The organism is Paraburkholderia sp. BL17N1 (assembly GCF_003634175.1).
Taxonomy (GTDB): Bacteria; Pseudomonadota; Gammaproteobacteria; order Burkholderiales; family Burkholderiaceae; genus Paraburkholderia.
Genome location: NZ_RBIW01000002.1, coordinates 2,807,299 through 2,822,740 on the forward strand (window position 1 = coordinate 2,807,299; position 15,442 = coordinate 2,822,740).

The 15,442-nt window shown below is 64.1% G+C and carries 13 protein-coding genes; 5 read left to right on the forward strand and 8 right to left on the reverse strand.

What is annotated here, in order from left to right; all coding sequences use genetic code 11:
* Window positions 1-30 precede the first annotated feature (30 nt).
* Both B0G82_RS32525 and B0G82_RS32530 read right to left on the reverse strand, forming a co-directional pair.
* On the reverse strand, window positions 31-1,302 hold the full coding sequence (locus B0G82_RS32525; protein WP_121310281.1) for a hypothetical protein: 1,272 nt from the start codon (window positions 1,300-1,302) through the stop codon (window positions 31-33).
* Between the two features lie 387 nt (window positions 1,303-1,689).
* Window positions 1,690-3,225, reverse strand: a complete 1,536-nt coding sequence (locus B0G82_RS32530; protein ID WP_121310282.1) for an MDR family MFS transporter — start codon at window positions 3,223-3,225, stop codon at window positions 1,690-1,692.
* A gap of 74 nt (window positions 3,226-3,299) precedes the next feature.
* On the opposite strand from B0G82_RS32530, the gene B0G82_RS32535 reads away from it, so the two are divergent.
* Window positions 3,300-4,094, forward strand: a complete 795-nt coding sequence (locus tag B0G82_RS32535) for a TetR/AcrR family transcriptional regulator (RefSeq protein WP_121310283.1) — start codon at window positions 3,300-3,302, stop codon at window positions 4,092-4,094.
* Window positions 4,095-4,180: 86 nt separating this feature from the next.
* Here the strand turns inward: B0G82_RS32535 and B0G82_RS32540 are convergent, their stop codons facing one another.
* Complete coding sequence (locus tag B0G82_RS32540) at window positions 4,181-4,900, reverse strand: ribonuclease activity regulator RraA (protein ID WP_116148767.1); 720 nt, start codon at window positions 4,898-4,900, stop codon at window positions 4,181-4,183.
* A 480-nt stretch (window positions 4,901-5,380) separates the two neighbouring features.
* Here B0G82_RS32540 and B0G82_RS32545 point away from each other — a divergent pair, with 480 nt between their 5' ends.
* Window positions 5,381-5,893: a response regulator gene (locus tag B0G82_RS32545; RefSeq protein ID WP_106280663.1), complete on the forward strand. Its 513-nt coding sequence runs from the start codon at window positions 5,381-5,383 to the stop codon at window positions 5,891-5,893.
* 146 nt (window positions 5,894-6,039) lie between these two features.
* Here the strand turns inward: B0G82_RS32545 and B0G82_RS32550 are convergent, their stop codons facing one another.
* Both B0G82_RS32550 and B0G82_RS32555 read right to left on the reverse strand, forming a co-directional pair.
* Window positions 6,040-6,603: a Fur family transcriptional regulator gene (locus tag B0G82_RS32550; RefSeq protein ID WP_106280665.1), complete on the reverse strand. Its 564-nt coding sequence runs from the start codon at window positions 6,601-6,603 to the stop codon at window positions 6,040-6,042.
* Between the two features lie 133 nt (window positions 6,604-6,736).
* On the reverse strand, window positions 6,737-7,363 hold the full coding sequence (locus B0G82_RS32555) for a glutathione S-transferase family protein (protein WP_116148769.1): 627 nt from the start codon (window positions 7,361-7,363) through the stop codon (window positions 6,737-6,739).
* 214 nt (window positions 7,364-7,577) lie between these two features.
* On the opposite strand from B0G82_RS32555, the gene B0G82_RS32560 reads away from it, so the two are divergent.
* A complete protein-coding gene (locus tag B0G82_RS32560; protein WP_121310284.1) occupies window positions 7,578-9,272 on the forward strand; it encodes an ATP-binding domain-containing protein in 1,695 nt (564 codons plus the stop codon).
* A gap of 16 nt (window positions 9,273-9,288) precedes the next feature.
* On the opposite strand, the gene B0G82_RS32565 is transcribed toward B0G82_RS32560, so the two are convergent.
* On the reverse strand, window positions 9,289-10,236 hold the full coding sequence (locus B0G82_RS32565; protein ID WP_121310285.1) for a phosphoribosyltransferase: 948 nt from the start codon (window positions 10,234-10,236) through the stop codon (window positions 9,289-9,291).
* Between the two features lie 271 nt (window positions 10,237-10,507).
* Here B0G82_RS32565 and B0G82_RS32570 point away from each other — a divergent pair, with 271 nt between their 5' ends.
* Complete coding sequence (locus B0G82_RS32570) at window positions 10,508-11,050, forward strand: molybdopterin-dependent oxidoreductase (protein ID WP_116144179.1); 543 nt, start codon at window positions 10,508-10,510, stop codon at window positions 11,048-11,050.
* On the forward strand, window positions 11,020-12,870 hold the full coding sequence (locus B0G82_RS32575) for an ATP-binding protein (protein WP_121310286.1): 1,851 nt from the start codon (window positions 11,020-11,022) through the stop codon (window positions 12,868-12,870). The genes B0G82_RS32570 and B0G82_RS32575 overlap by 31 nt, the downstream gene beginning before the upstream one ends.
* A gap of 81 nt (window positions 12,871-12,951) precedes the next feature.
* Here B0G82_RS32575 and B0G82_RS32580 read toward each other — a convergent pair whose 3' ends face one another.
* Window positions 12,952-13,806, reverse strand: coding sequence for a helix-turn-helix domain-containing protein (locus B0G82_RS32580; RefSeq protein ID WP_121310287.1), 855 nt, complete (start codon window positions 13,804-13,806; stop codon window positions 12,952-12,954).
* A gap of 294 nt (window positions 13,807-14,100) precedes the next feature.
* Window positions 14,101-15,441, reverse strand: coding sequence for a type II toxin-antitoxin system HipA family toxin (locus B0G82_RS32585; RefSeq protein WP_121310288.1), 1,341 nt, complete (start codon window positions 15,439-15,441; stop codon window positions 14,101-14,103).
* Window position 15,442: the final 1 nt, after the last annotated feature.

The window sequence follows — 15,442 nt, forward strand, 5'->3', positions numbered from 1 at the left end:
AGTTATACGATTCGGTATCCAAACTATCTGTCACTGGCCGGGTGAACCACCCGCGGAGGGCTTCGCGGCATTCGTCGCCGGACGTTTCCAGCCGGAGTCCTTGATGGCGCGTTCCCGCGCCTCGACGCTATTGCCGTCGGGCGTCGCGGTGGTGGAGCGCGGGGCGGTCACTATCACTTCGCTGTTCGGCGGCAGACCTTTGGACAGTGGAGTTTGCGATTGAACCACCTGCTGTGACGACGGAGCGGCTCGCGCTTGCGCCGACGGCTTGCCTTGTGACGGCGCGCCGGTTGCGCCACGCGGATTGAGCGGCGCCCAGCCGGTCTCGCGAATCACGCGTTCAAGTATGGACTTCGCCGTATCGCTGCCGGTGTCGATCGCGAGCGCCTCGTTGGCGTACTGGCGTGCGCACGGCCACGACTGCTGCGCGGCGCAAGTTTGCGCGGCTTGCAAGGCGGCGTCGCGGCGGGCGGTCAGCGGCTTCAATTCTGTCGCGAGGTCTTCAACGTCGGAATTGCCCGGTTGCATCGTTTGCGCCACGCCAAGCGCGGCTTGCGCTGAAGAGAGATCGTTGGCGCGGGAGGCGAGACGCGCCGCCTGCACAGCTTGCGCTGCATCGCGGAACTGCGGCGCGGGCTTGGCAGGCACAACGGGCACCGCCGGCGCGACGGGCGTTGCCGGCATCGCTTGTATCGCTTGCACCGGCTTCGCGGGATTGACGGACGTGGTGGGTTTGCCCGCGGCGGCAGTTGGATTGGCCGCCTGGGTCGGCGAATACAGTGCGATCGTGCCGGTCGTCGTTCTGGCATCCTGAGCAGTTTCGCTCTCGGCGGACTGGTCGTTATTCCCGCTCGACACATCGCGCCCACTGAATAGCGCATATCCGACATACGCCAGGCCGATTACGCCAACTGCCCCGATCGCATAAAGCATCTTACGCAACGAGATTGCACCGCGACCCTCCGCATAGGGCATGGCGGGAAGAGGCGCGATCGGTCTGTCCGTTGAAACGAGTGCTGACGCAGGCATCACTGCTTCGGCTCGGACCGGGTCGTCCATGAACGCGACACGCGTCGTGGGGTCGGTTTCATCGACTGTCGCCGGGTCGAGGCTGTTTTTTTGCGCTGCTTTGTTCATGGCGCTGGCGCGGCTGCCGGGAATCACGGTGCGCTTGTGCGGACCTGCATCGAGCGGATGCACCTCGCCGCAATAGGGGCAATAGTCGACTTGCCGGTACAGCGCGCCGCCACACCGCTTGCAAGGCGTCGGAAAACTGTGACCGAGTAGTGTCTGGGTGGACATGCTGTGGACCCACCTTTGGAAAACGATGCCATACGGCATGTTCCGGATCATGTTGAAGCGGCAGCCAGGTCCGCGGGAATCACGATCCACATGCGCCGGAGAGTCTTGGGCGGCCAGCCCACGCTTGCGCTGCCGCTGATTGCAATATGTGGGGTTTCAATCAGAACGTCAATCGCCGTTGCTACCTATCTTATGTGCGCCAGCGAACATTGGTAGGTAGGACGAAATAGCCGCTACATCGGCAGGACGAACGGGCGCGGGGGTTTTTTCACACGAATCGACGGCGCGCGAAAACAGAACGAGGCCGGCGCGCACGGCGTCCGGCCTCGTCATTAAGCGCATGCATCAAGCGCCTGAAGCAAGCGCCTGAAGCAAGCGGAAAAACAGTCAATGTTTGCGCAGTGGATGATCCTTCAGCAGCCATGCGAGCGCAAAGGCCAGCACCACCACGCACGCAGCCGAAAGGTACACCGTGTGCAACGCGCCCGCGAATGCTTGCAGATAATCGTCGCGCAATGCTTGCGGCAGTGAATGGATCGCGGCGGGGCCGAGCGCGTGCGGCAGCTCGGTGTCGGGTGGGATCAGCTTTTCGAGGCGCGCGGCGAGGCCGTTGGAAAACACCGCGCCGAAGGCGGCGACCCCGATCGATCCACCGATCGAGCGGAACAGTGTCGCGCCGGAAGTCGCCACGCCCATATGCTTGAACTCGACGGTATTCTGCACCGCGAGAATTAGCACCTGCATCACCATGCCAAGCCCGCAGCCGAGAATGCCCATGTCGATATACATCACATGAATCGGCGTGCTGATCTGCAGGCGGGCGAGCAGCAACATCGCCACCGCGACGAGCAACGTGCCCGCGATCGGGAACATGCGGTACTTGCCGATCTTGCTGATCACCCGGCCGGTCACCATCGACATCAGGAACAGGCCGCCCATCATCGGCAGCATCTGCATGCCGGCTTCAGTTGGCGTCGAGCCTTTGACCACTTGCAAATACAACGGCAGGAACGTCACCGAGCCGAACAGCGATACGCCGATGATGAAACCGATCAGGCTGCTCAGCAAAAACGTGCGTTGCCTGAAGAGTTCGAGCGGCATGATCGGTTCGACCGCGCTGCGTTCTTCGTGAATGAAACCCCAGATCGCCACCAGTCCCATGCCCAGCGTGAACCAGAGTTGCGGCGACGACCACGGCAGGATCGTGCCGCCCTGGCTCGTGAACAGGATGATGCAGGTGAGGGCGCCGGCGAGAAACGCGGCGCCCATGTAGTCGATGGTGTGCTTCACATGGCGAACGTGCGGCCTGAAGACCGCGCCGATCACGACGAGCGAGATGATGCCGAGCGGCAAATTGATGTAAAAGATCCAGCGCCACGAGAGATGCTCCACGAGAAAGCCGCCGAGCAGCGGTCCGATCACGGTTGCAAGGCCGAACACGCCGCCGAACACGCCCTGATAGCGGCCGCGTTCGGCCGGCGGAATCACGTCGGCGATGGCGGCCATCGTGACCACCAGCAAGCCGCCGCCGCCGAGACCTTGCAGCGCGCGGAGCACGATGAGCTGTGTCATGTCCTGCGCGACGCCGCACAACGCGGAGCCGACCAGGAACACGATGATCGCCGTCTGCAAGACGATCTTGCGGCCGAACAGATCGCCGAATTTGCCATACAGTGGCACGACGATGGTCGAGCTGAGCAGGTAGGCCGTCACCACCCATGAGAGATTGTTCAGGCCGCCCAGGTCGCCGACGATAGTCGGCAGCGCCGTGGAAACGATTGTCTGATCGAGCGCGGCGAGCAGCATGACCAGCAGCAGCGCCGGAAACAGCAGGCGGATTGGCGGATGATCGGCTGCGGGCGCGGTTGCCTGCGCATAGGGCTGCGTCAATTCAGCGGGTTGTGTCGTGGTCGATTGGTCCATGGCATCGCGGGTTGAAATTAATTAATTCAGAGATTAATATATGCGACATCGCGTCACCAGTCAAATTGAATGCAATGGCAAGGATTCCGTCCGACGATCGAAGCGTGAAAAGCGCGCCGCCTGATACGGCTGCCGCGAAGGTTCGCAAGGGGCGTTCCGCGCCCGGTCGGGGTGTTGAAACCCAGGCGAGCGTTTCGTCGGTGCAAGCAGAGGCGGCCGCCACGCCGGCACGGCGTCCGGGCCGGCCTCCCGGCGCGGCGCGCGGACCGGAGCAGCGCAGCCGCCTGCTCGACGCCGCGCTCGTGCTGTTCGCGCGGCAGGGCATCGTCGATACCACGCTTGGGGAAATTGCCCGCGAGGCCGGTTTCACGCCGGCCATGATGCATTACTACTTCAAGACGCGCGATCAGCTGCTCGACGTGTTGATCGACGAACGTTTCGCGCCGTTGCGGGCGGGGCTCGGCGTGCCGTTCCAGGAAAATCCCGACGATCCGGTCGCGGCCATCACGCAACTCGCGCAGCGGCTGGTGCAGGCGGCGGACGAGCATCCGTGGTTTCCGTCGCTGTGGGTGCGCGAAGTAATCAGCGACGGCGGCCTGTTGCGCCAGCGCATGCACGAGCGCTTCGGCAACGCGCACCAGAAGGCGTCGCTGTCGGCTATTGCCCGGTGGCAGAAGGAAGGGCGGCTGAACGCGGGGCTGGAACCCGCGCTCGTCTTCGTCACGTTACTGGGGCTGACGATTTTGCCGCTGGCCACGTCGAAGCTATGGTGTAACGACCCGCTTCGCCGCAATATTGGCGGAGCGGAAATCGCGCGGCATGCCGTGGCTTTGCTGGTGCAAGGTATCGGTCCGAAGAAGGCCGGCTGACGGCCGGCGACGCTTTCTGAACCCTACCCGCGCCGCGCGGGGTGCGATAGACCATCATCCATCACCCATCGCTACGCCAAGTCGTCTCACGCTTGCCGTTTCCGCTTCCACGCCTCATAAGCGGCTTTGGTCGCTTCGTTCGGCGGGTAAGTGCCGGGCAACGCCGCGCCGTCACGAATCCGCTCGGTTAGAAATGCTTCGAGTTGCTCCTGTTCCGCAGCGGCTTGCGCGACCTCTGCCGCCATCTTCAGCGGGATCACCACCACACCATCCGCATCGCCGACAATCACGTCGCCCGGAAACACCGCGACACCGCCGCAGCCGATCGGCACATTGATATCGACCGCGTGATGGCGAATCAGGTTGGGCGGCGCGCTCGCCCCCGCGCAGAACACCGGTATGCCGAGCGCCGCGATCGTCGTGCTGTCCCGTACCGGGCCGTCGGACACCATGCCCGCCACGCCGCGAACCTGCAAGCGTTGCGTCAGGATCGAACCGAACGACGCACTGCCGCGTTCGCCGCGACAATCCTGCACCAGCACATGGCCGGCCGGAATCGTTTCGACACACTTGCGCTGCGCGTACTCGGGATCGGCAAACAGCTCGAGCACGTCGATGTCTTCACGCGACGGAATGTTGCGCAGCGTGAACGCCGGCCCGACCAGATTCGCGCCGCTATGCACGGCGAGCGGCGCGACGCCGCGCATGAATGTATTGCGCAGGCCGCGTTTGAATAATTGAGTCGTCAGCGTGGCAGTGCTGACCTGACGGAGTGCTTCGAGCGTGGCGGAGTCGAGATCGGACATGGTGTCGGGCGGCCTCAAGGTTGGAAGCGCAAACGGGGCACGGCGACCGCATGCCGCGCGGCGCCGTGGCGGCGCAAAGTTCGGCACGGTCTGCGCCCACACGATGATAGCGCCCCAAGCAGCCGGCAAGCCAATCTGCGCGCCGTGAGACTTTCGTCGCCCGCCGGGGCCGGCGAGGCACGCAACGTGCTGCAGATGGTGTGGATGTGCATGCAGGCGGCATCAACCAGGTTGCCGGCATCGCACAAGAACAGGAATGGGAAAAGAGACGTTGGGCGGGAGAGGCCGTGCGAACGGGGTTTGCGCGGGCCGCCACGGCGAATCGGGTCGGCATCGGAGAGCCGTGACTGTGGCACCGAGGGCCGGTTTTTCATCGGCGTGCAATTTTGGCGCGTTACTGTGCGCGCGCGTTGGCGCCTAGGCCATGCTTTACAATCTTGGGCCTGGTTGCAACTCCGCGCATGAAATCGAGTCGGAACCATGAATAGCAATAGCGCAGCCGCGCACATCGGCGGCAAGCAGCAGGGCGAAACGTTGGCCAAGTCGGACGGCCTAACCGGTTTTTTTGAGCAACAACGGAAAATGAACGGAGCATTGAGACTCGATCAGGCCACGATCGTGCTCGTAGAAGACGACCCGGACAGCCGGGAATCGTTGACCTTATTACTCGAAGCAGAAGGCGCGCATGTCGTCGCTGTGGCGGATGCGGAAGAGGGCGTGGAGGCGGCACTGCGATTGTTGCCCGACGCCGTGGTGTGCGATCTGGAACTGCCTGCCATGGACGGTTTCTATCTGATCCAGCGCTTGCGCGACCACGAGATTCGCGGCGACCACCCGCCATCGGTTGCGGTGGCGCTTACTGGCCACACTGACGACGCTTACCGCTTGCGCAGCATCGGCGAAGGTTTCCAGCATTTCATGACCAAGCCTGCTTTGCCCGAAGATCTCGTGACGCTGCTGCACGATGCAATTGACGCTCGCGCAGCGGGCTGAATCAGGCTTCGATCGAGCGAATGAATTCGCGGCGCGGCTCGACAGCCGCGTCGCGAAACGCCGTATCTTCAGATTCTTCAGATGCCTGGCTTGACGGCAAAGCCGCGTGGAGTGCGGTTCGCGACCGTCGCCAAACGTTGACGCCGTTACTTGACGGCAACAGGCGTTGCCGAATCCTTGCTCGACGCCGCGGCTTCCAACGCCTGGCACGCAGAACACAAACCCTTCAACTCGATTTCATCGCTCGCGAGACGGTAGCCCGAGTCTTCGATTTGCGCGACCAGCGCCTGGCGCAGTTTCGGCTGATGCAATTCGGTGACGTTACCGCACTGCTGGCACACCACCAGGATGCCGTGCTGGCATTGCGTCAGATCGTGGCAGACGGTGAAGGCGTTGATCGATTCGATTCGATGCACGAGCCCTGCCGAGAGCAGAAAGTCCAACGCCCGGTACACCGTGGGCGGAGCCGAGCCCGGATGGATCTGGCGCATCTCGTCGAGCAGCGAATACGCCTTGGTGGCGCGCCCGGAATTCAGCAGCAATTCGAGCACTTTACGGCGGATCGGCGTGAGTTTTTCGCCGCGTTCGCGGCAATATTCTTCCGCGAGTGTCAGCGCGGCTTCCTGCGAAACACCGTGTGTGTGCCCCGGCTCATCCGAGTGAGCGGAGGCGGCTTTGTCGGCGGTCGCGGCGGGCTTGGCGGTCTTCATGCGTCGATTATAAAGGGCATCGCGTCTCGCTGTAGCGGCGCGCGATTCGAGCGGCTGCCCGCCCTGGTCATACGCGGCATGATCAGACAGTCGGGCGCGTGGCCGGAGCACGGACCACGCGCGAACTGACGGGTCAGGTCAAAGCGAAGTCGACGTACTTCTTGAACCCCGTGCGCGTCGCAATACGCGAATACCAGCGTTCGAGATTCGGCAGCGGCGGACGCGCCACGCCGTCGAGTCCGAACCAGCGTTTGGCGTAGGCGCCGATCACAATGTCCGCCAGCGTGAACTTCTCCCCTTCGAGGAAGAAGCGCCCTTGCAAATGCGTGTCCAGCATGCGCCACAGCGCGGTGACGGCGTCGAAGTCGGTGGCGAGTTTGGTGGCGTCGCGCGCGGCGGCGGGCGTACGCACGAGCGCCCAGAACACCGGGCGTTCGGCGGGCTGCAGCGTGGACAACGACCAGTCCAGCCAGCGGTCGATGCTGGCGCGCGCTTTCGGCTCCGACGGATACAGCAGGCTGCCTTCGCCGTATTGCAGCACCAGATAGCGCAGGATCGAGTTCGATTCCCACAGCACGAAGTCGTCGTCGACCAGCGTTGGGATCTTGCCCGTCGGGTTCATCGCGAGATAGTCGGCTTCGTTGTTACGGCCGAATTGCAGGCCGGCGTCGACACGGTTATACGGCAGCACCAGCTCATCGCAGCACCACAACACTTTCTGGACGTTGACCGAGTTGGCGCGTCCCCAGATCGTAATCATCCGGCAAATCCTTGTTTTTACGTTGGCAAGCCGCGCCCATCGCGCGGCGTTCAACCGGTAACGATACACGATGAGCGCGATCTTGCTCGCCGCAGCGCCGCAAGCGCCCGCATAAACATGGCGGCAGGCACGTCCGAAAACGACGCCCCGGAGCGATTCGGGGAATGCATGCGCGTTGCGTACAATGAGCCCACCCGAATCCGACGAGGCACGCATGGCCCGCATTGTTCCCGACGACTGGAAGAGCCTCGCCGCGACCGGCGCCGCGGCTCGCGAACGCGAAACGCTGGCGTTGCTGGAAGAGGCGCTGCCCGATGGCTACACCGTCTATCACGGCGTGCACTGGACGCGCCTGAACCAGAACTTCTCGGTGTTCGGCGAAGCCGACTTCGTGATCGTCAGTCCGGCCGGACGCGTGATGATCGTCGAACAGAAAACTGGCTTTCTGCGCGAAACGCCGAAAGGGCTCGTCAAGGTCTATCTGCAAACCGAGCGCAACGTGGCGATCGCGCTCGCGCACACCATCGAAAGCTTGCATCGGCGCTTTACCGCCGCGTTTGGCGCGGGCACGTATTTCGTCGAGGAATTGCTGTACTGTCCGGACCACATCGTCAAGGACGCGGCGATCGCCGGCGTGAACCCCGCGCGGATCGTCGATGCAACGCGTAAAGACCGGCTCGCGGCGATCATTCGCGAAGCCTTGCCGGCGGACGAGCCGCGTCTTGCCTGCGCGCCGAAAATTCATCACTTCCTCGCCGACGAACTGGCGCTCAGCCCCGACGCCAGCGCGCTGGTCGGCCAGGCGGGCACGCTCGTCACGCGGCTCGCGGGCGGCCTGGCGACCTGGGCTCGGCGGCTCGAGTTCGCGCCGTTCCGGCTGCGCGTGATCGGCACGGCCGGCTCGGGCAAGACGCAACTCGCGGTGCAGGTCATGAAGGACGCGGTGGCGCGCGGCCAGACGCCGCTATACGTGTGCTTCAACCGGCCGCTGGCGGATCATATCGCGCGAGTCGCGCCGTCCGAAGCGAAGGTGGCGAACTATCATCAGCTCTGCGACTGGATCGCGCGCGACGCGGGCCGCGCACCGGATTTTCAGACGGGCGACGTATTCGATCAGCTCGAAACCACGTTCGCCGAAACGCCGATCGATCCGCGCTGGCAATTCGACGTGCTGATCGTCGACGAGGGGCAGGATTTCCAGCAGCCGTGGGTGACGGCACTCGAGCGTCTATTGCGCCCCAACGCGGCGTGGTGGTGGCTCGAAGACCCGCTGCAGAATCTGTATATGCGCGAACCCGTCGCGCTGCCCGGCTGGACCACGCTCAAGGAAACCACCAACTATCGCAGTCCGCGCGACATTCTGGATTACGTGCGCGACGTGGTCGGTGCTTCGGTTCCGGTCGCCGCCGCGCTCGCGTCGGGCAGTCCGTTCGACGGCTCGGACATTTCGCTTTCCGTCTACGACGAGGCGAATGCCGCCGAGGGCAGCATCGAGGCCACCAAGCGCGCGATCACGCAGGCGCTTTCGCTCGGCTTTCGCAAGCAGGACATCGTGGTGCTGTCGTTTCGCGGACGCGAGGGCTCGGCAATGAGCGCGCTCGATCACCTTGGGCCGCATCGGCTGCGCAGTTTCACCGGCACGTACGATCTGTTCGGCAACCCGGAGTACCGTGAAGGCGACGTGCTGTTCGAGTCGATTTACCGCTTCAAGGGGCAGGCGGCGCCATGCGTGATCTTTACGGAGGTCGACTTCGAGGCTTTCGACGAACGCATCGCGCGCAAGCTGTTCGTCGGCGCCACGCGCGCCACGATGAAGCTGATCGTGGTTGCGTCGCAGCGCGCCGCGCGGCATCTGCATGTGCGCGACGGCAAGGACAGCCGTGAAGTAAAGGAAGCGAAAGAGGTCTAGCTCCCGGACGCCTGGATCATGACCACGCACGCGCGCCGACCAGCATGCCGGTTTGCGTGTGCGCGTCCCACCAGATCACCCGCAAGAGCGGCGCCTGCTGCGCGATCAGCAGCGCTTGTACCGGATCGCTCTCGATGAAATGCGTGACGCCGCCGCGCAATGCGGCCGCGGCTTTGTGCGCGGCGCTGCCGGCGGGGCTTTCATCGTGCGTGTCGGGCGTGCGCATCACCAGTTGCAGATGACCGAAGCCGTGGCGCGTCAACCATGCTTCGGTGCGCGCGCGATCCGCCTCGGGCCGGCCGGTGATGATCGTGCGAACCTGCTGCAAGTCAATCTCCGGCAACTCCTCGAACGGCAGCAGCGCGTCGCGCTCGGCGAGCGCGGCGGCGAGATCTTCGTCGTAACGCGCGAGGGGCACGTCGGGTAGCAGAATGCCGTCGAGGTCGATCGCGTAGGTGGCGTATTCGTGATCGTCGGCCATCGCGGGCGCGGCGCCTGATTCGACGCGCGCCCAGTCGTCGCGATATCGCTCGGTGTACGCCTGGCGCTCCCACGGAAACAACGCGAAGTAGCCGCGCGCGTCGATCGCATAGTCGGGCTGCGTGCGGCTCAATTCGTCGACGGCGCCGGTCAGCGTCCTGACCACGAGACCCTGCTGCTGAAGAAACGCAATGCAATCGGTCAGCGTAAAACCGCGCCCGGCGATGTCCTCGCACAGCAGCACGGTCGAGCCCGCGGGCGGGATCGGCAGCGTCGAATCCCAGGCGACTGTGCGCGTCAGGCGGTCGTAGCGCAGAAAGGCGACCGGCGTGCCGACGGCGTGCGAGACCATCAGCGCGAGCGGCGCGCCGCCGCGCAGAATGCCGATCGCCATCGCGAAGCGCTCGGCCAGCAAGGCCGGCTGCAGCGATTCGATCCAGTGATCGAGTTGTTCGTACGTCAGGGGCAAAACCGGCTTGTTCATGACTCGTAGGGCGTGGCGCGTGTAGGGCGAGCGTCTCTGGCACGGGAGCGGCCGGTGGTGCTCAAGCGGCTGGGAGCCCTCGTTTTTGAGACAAAGAATTTTGGCGATATTATGCATGCGGTTCAAAGATCGCGCGTCGGGGTGACGCGCGGTAACCCGACGCGCGACGCGAAACCGCGTCCGGCGCAAGGGACAAGAAACAAGGCCAAGGGGCGGCGGCCCGGCGACTTTCAAGCCGCCCGCCAGAAGAATAGATAACGGGGAAAAGCACATGACCAAGTCGACCGCCAGGGTGTATGACCGACAACGCGCCGTTACGGGCGCGCGCTGGGCCGCGGGCCTCGTGCTCGCGCTGGCCGCCTGGAGCGCGCAGGCGCAGCCGGAGCCCACGCCTTTATCGCTCGACGTGCAAGGCAAGATCGGCAAGACTACCGACGCCGCGCACAAGACTTACCAGTTCACCGAAGCGCAACTGCTCGCGCTGCCGGCCCACTCGATCACGACCTCGACCACGTGGACGCCGCGTGCCACCTTCACAGGACCGTTGCTGGCGGATATTCTGAAGACAGTCGGCGCCAATGGCACCCAGGTCGAGATCCATACGCTCGACGACTATACCTACACCATTCCGGTGTCGGACTGCGATCGCTATGGCGTGGTCGTTGCGTACAGCATGAACGGCCGGCGTCTGAAGATCAGCGACTTCGGGCCGCTGTTCCTTATCTACCCGCGCGATGCGTTCCCGGACGAACTCGCGGGTGCCTCGGGCGATTCGAAATTCGTATGGCAGATCAAGGCCCTCATCGTCAAATAATGCGCCGTTCGTGGCGCCGTGCGTTCTACGTGCTGATCTGGCTGACCGCGCTCGCGGCGCCGGTCGGCGCGATCGGCTATCTGCTGTACGCGAATCTGCTCAACCCGCGCGCCACCGAGCAGTTGACCGGTTCGTACGACGGCTTCTACTGGGACGCCGCGCAACTGCAAATCGCCTACGCGCGCTTTGAGAATCAGCTACTGCTGTATCAGTCGGGCGTCGACGACGACTATCAGCGGCTGATGCTGCGTTATCAGTTGCTGCAATCCAAGCTGCACGTGATGGCGGGTTCCACGCGCCGGCTCACCACCCAGCTCTCGCTGTTGCAAAGGCAACTGGACGAAATCCATTCGCTCGATCAATTACTCGGCGGCATCGAACCTGAAGTCGACGCGCTGCCGAAAGACCGCAGCCAGGCCAACCAGATCGTCGCGCAACTGCGTCAGCACTGGAACGAGGTCAACGATCTCGCGCTGAGCCGCCGCTTTGCCGACGTCGCCGATCGCGAGGCGATGAACCGCGATTTCATCAACAAGCGCCGCATGCTTTTCGCCGGCGGCCTGTTGCTGCTGTTGCTGTCGGCGGCGGCGACGCTGCTGCTCGTATTGAACGGCCGGCGCCGTACACGCCTGATGCATCAGCAGCACGCGGCGCTCGAGGCCGAGCACCAGGCGAGCCGCGCCGCGCGCGAGGCGAGTCACGCCAAGGACGCGTTTCTCGGCATGATCAGCCACGAACTGCGCACGCCATTGCATGCGATCGTGTCGTCGATCGAATTGCTGGGCTTCAACTATCACTCCGAGGCGGACCGCAAGGTGATCCAGCGGCTCGAAACTGCGGGCCGGCATCTGGAGGCGCAGATGAAGGATCTGACCGACTACGCGCGGCTCGGCGCCGGCAAGCTCGAGTTGCGTCACGAGCATTTCGAGCCGCGCGAACTGCTGGCGTCGATCGTCGACGAACACGCGATGTCGGCGGCCGCACGCGGTTTGCAACTGGAGAGCGAGGCGGGCGGCATGAGCGGTCTTGTCGATTCCGATCCGCACCGCATTCGCCAGATCGTCAACAACCTCGTCACCAACGCGATCCGCTACACCGAAACCGGCACCGTGCGCGTGCAGTTGCGGCAACGGCCGGCGCTGCTGGTCTTCGTCGTCAGCGATACGGGGCCGGGCGTGCCGCATGCGCAGATTCCACTCATTTTTCAGGAGTTCACCCAGTTGGACGCGTCGCGCACGCGCCGTTTCGAAGGCGCGGGCATGGGACTGACCATCGTGCAGGGGCTGGTCAAGCTGTTCGGCGGCACCGTCGAGGTGGCGAGCAAGGTCGGCGAGGGCACCACCTTCACCGTGACGATTCCGGTCACGCCGGTCGCCGCCGCGCAACCGCAAGATGTCGCGACGCGCGCCGAGCCTGGCGGCGCGCGCCCGTGCGTATTGATCGTCGACGACAACAGCCTGATCCGCGAGTCGCTCAGCGAAATGGTCGCGCACATGAATTTCGACGCGCACGCCGTCGCCACCGCCGACGATGCGCTCGCCTGGCTCGACACGCGCCGTTGCGACGTGGTGTTGCTCGATCTGCATATGCCCGAGCGCGACGGCTATACGTTTCTCGCGGACTTTGCCAAGCGGGGCGGACCGTCCGCGGGCGTGCCGGTGATCGTGGTCAGCGCGTATGCGCCGGAGGCAGAAGTGACTGGGAAGGCGGAAGAGGAAGGCGGCTCGCAGCCGTTCTTCGATGCGTTATTAAAGCCGGTACATTACGAGGAGCTCCGCAGCGCGTTGCAGCGGGCGCTCGCTTCGCGGCATATGGCGTGAGGCGAAGCGTGGGTGGCCGGGCGAAGGTGGGCATCAACCTGAGCACACGCCTTCAGCCGTTTGCCGGCGCGGGTGGGTCCGCTAAGGCCGGTTCAGCCGCTTCGACAGATCGGCAACCAGGATCGCCATGCGTGCCGGCTTTTCATAGCACGCGACGTCGTAATTGCGGATCACCTGGCTGATCTCCGATTCGCTGGCCTTGCCGGTCAGCAATTCACCGGTCAGCACGAAGATCGGCGCGTCCGGATTTTCCGAGGCGCGCACTGCGCGAATGGCAGCCGCCGAGGTCTGCGTGCCGAACAGCCAGTCGATCACGATGCCGTCGAACACCTGGGTTTGCAACTGGTCGGCAAAGGCCGCGAGTCCGTAGATCGCCACCGCGGCGAAGCCGCTGCGCTCCAGGTAGTCGCGCAGGTTGTCGGCGCTCGCCTGGTCGTCGTCGACTACCGCGATGGTGGGCTTGTCGGTTTCGGCGCGGCGCGGATAGATCTCGATCTTGTGGACCTCGTACGCGCTCTGGTAAAGCGTGCCGTCGTGGCGTGCCACGCGCCATTGACCGAGCCGGGAGTACGCGACAAATTCCGGGCGGCTACCGGCCTCGAGCGCGGCACCGACCCAGGCCGTGCAGGCCAGTTCGATCGCGCCGATGCTGAACACGGCTTCCTGGGCGATCGCGCCGACCATGCCGGGATCGAGCGATTGCGCGCCGAATAGCTGGGCGGCCGGTTCGCCGAACACCTCGGCGACCTTCTTGATTTGCGAGAGCGTCCACGGGCTGTTGCCGCGCAACTTGCGGTGTCCCTGCGAAAAACTCAGATCGAGGATGCGGCACAGCTCCGTGGTCTGCTGGCGTTTGCCGATTCCGTGCCGGCTCATCAACTCGCGCACGCGCTCGGCGACTGCGATGGAGTCAGGTGAGTGTGTTTCGTTGGCCATGCTGCGTGAGAATCCGCCGTCTTAAAGGGTACTGGGGGAGTGCGATACGACAGGCATAGCGCGACCATGCACATGCAATGCGCAAAGACGCGGCGTCGCAGGGGACAGCAAATGTACCGTAAAAAGTATCGCAGTCTGTCGTTTTGTACGACCGCCGTCGGGCCCGTCGACGCGAGAGTCGAAACGGACCGGCTGGGCGATCTTTTTATGCATTGAGCATCAATGTATTTTACCGATGAAACCTCGCTGCATTTAAAGAGAAATATGTCAGGCGACGCCGGCCGTACGAAATGTCTAGCCAGCAGACATCATGCCGAGCTTCGCCGCCGAGTTTTTCAGGCCTTTGAAAATCCGTTCGGCGACTCTGGCCGGAAAACGTTCGGGCAATTCTGCGGAGACCCGCTCGATCACGCCGGGCGTCTGTTCGATCAACCGTTGAATCAGCGGCTCCGCGTCCGCGCCGTACGAGCACTTCAGCGCCATGGTGTTGAAGTGGCGCCGCTGCACGTCGCGAAACGCGTCGTGCTTGCTGCGCGACCACATGCCCATGGCGAGTCGCGCCTTGAACCACGACCACTGGTTCGGGCCGCTGCCTTCCACCGGCCAGATCGACATGACGTCGTAGAGCGGCGTGAGGCGATAGTGGCCGCCCGCCAGCAGGCGAATGCTGAAGTTCTTGGCGTGGCCGTCCGGCGCCGCCAGCATCCAGAACAGAATCTGGCTTGCCAGCAGCGTCTCGATGTCCTGCCGCGCCTCGACCGATTGCTGCAGAACTCGCGCGAGGTCGAGCACGCCCGGGCCGCCTTCGTTTTCATATTTGCGATGCGACGGCACGCCGTACACCTGGCAGAAGTCTTCCTGCGGCAGGCGCAGCAGCCACTGCCCGCTCGAATGCATTTGCCGGTCGAAGCGCTCGACACTCAACACCCGCTGCTTGCCGAACGTCATGATCTCCGTGTTGGCGACAGGCAGGCCGTAAGCCTGCAGAATCCGCAGACAGAGCCATTCGTTTTCAACCGAAGTGCTGAGATCGGCGAGCTTGTTGCCGACCAGGCCGAGCGGCAGCTTGAAAATGTGCGTGGTGGGCGTGGCGCCGTGCGGCCGCTGCCATTTGCCGTCATGCCACAGCAGCGCGGTTTTTTCCTGCGCGCCCGCGAGCGAGATGCGGAACTCGTCCGCCTCGTCGGGCGCGCCGAAAGCTGGGTTGCTGACCGTGCGAGCGAGCATGGCCTCGATCTCGGCCTCCGTGAGTGGCGTGCCCTCGATCCGTTCGACGCCTTGCGGCGCGTCGTCTTCAGCGAGCAGCTGGACGGCGCCCACGCAGTCGCGGCCGATGGCTTGCAGCAGATCGAACGCATCGAGTGTCTCGGTCTGGTAGCGCTGGGCGATGCGCTTTCTGATCGCCTCGCTGTCGGGCAGCAGGTTGTCGAAATAGTTGAGCACGCGCGGACCTTTGTGCGCCAGATCGCCCGGTGTGAACGGCAGCGACAGCGACAGCGGCCGTCCCGCGGGCGATGCGACCCAGGCGGGCTCGTAGGCGAATTCCATGGGGCCGCGAGCGGGTAGGCGCCAGACGCCGACGCGCTCGCCGTTCGCCCAGACCGAGAGTGCGCGCGAGTGAGTTTGCCGTCCCATG

Coding starts and splice junctions, on each gene's coding strand:
- B0G82_RS32560 (WP_121310284.1), top strand. CDS start 7,578: ATGGCCCGCATTGTTCCCGACGACTGGAAGAGCCTCGCCGCGACCGGC.
- B0G82_RS32545 (WP_106280663.1), top strand. CDS start 5,381: ATGAATAGCAATAGCGCAGCCGCGCACATCGGCGGCAAGCAGCAGGGC.
- B0G82_RS32575 (WP_121310286.1), top strand. CDS start 11,020: ATGGCAGATCAAGGCCCTCATCGTCAAATAATGCGCCGTTCGTGGCGC.
- B0G82_RS32580 (WP_121310287.1), bottom strand. CDS start 13,806: ATGGCCAACGAAACACACTCACCTGACTCCATCGCAGTCGCCGAGCGC.
- B0G82_RS32525 (WP_121310281.1), bottom strand. CDS start 1,302: ATGTCCACCCAGACACTACTCGGTCACAGTTTTCCGACGCCTTGCAAG.
- B0G82_RS32585 (WP_121310288.1), bottom strand. CDS start 15,441: ATGGGACGGCAAACTCACTCGCGCGCACTCTCGGTCTGGGCGAACGGC.
- B0G82_RS32550 (WP_106280665.1), bottom strand. CDS start 6,603: ATGAAGACCGCCAAGCCCGCCGCGACCGCCGACAAAGCCGCCTCCGCT.
- B0G82_RS32540 (WP_116148767.1), bottom strand. CDS start 4,900: ATGTCCGATCTCGACTCCGCCACGCTCGAAGCACTCCGTCAGGTCAGC.
- B0G82_RS32565 (WP_121310285.1), bottom strand. CDS start 10,236: ATGAACAAGCCGGTTTTGCCCCTGACGTACGAACAACTCGATCACTGG.
- B0G82_RS32570 (WP_116144179.1), top strand. CDS start 10,508: ATGACCAAGTCGACCGCCAGGGTGTATGACCGACAACGCGCCGTTACG.
- B0G82_RS32555 (WP_116148769.1), bottom strand. CDS start 7,363: ATGATTACGATCTGGGGACGCGCCAACTCGGTCAACGTCCAGAAAGTG.
- B0G82_RS32530 (WP_121310282.1), bottom strand. CDS start 3,225: ATGGACCAATCGACCACGACACAACCCGCTGAATTGACGCAGCCCTAT.
- B0G82_RS32535 (WP_121310283.1), top strand. CDS start 3,300: ATGGCAAGGATTCCGTCCGACGATCGAAGCGTGAAAAGCGCGCCGCCT.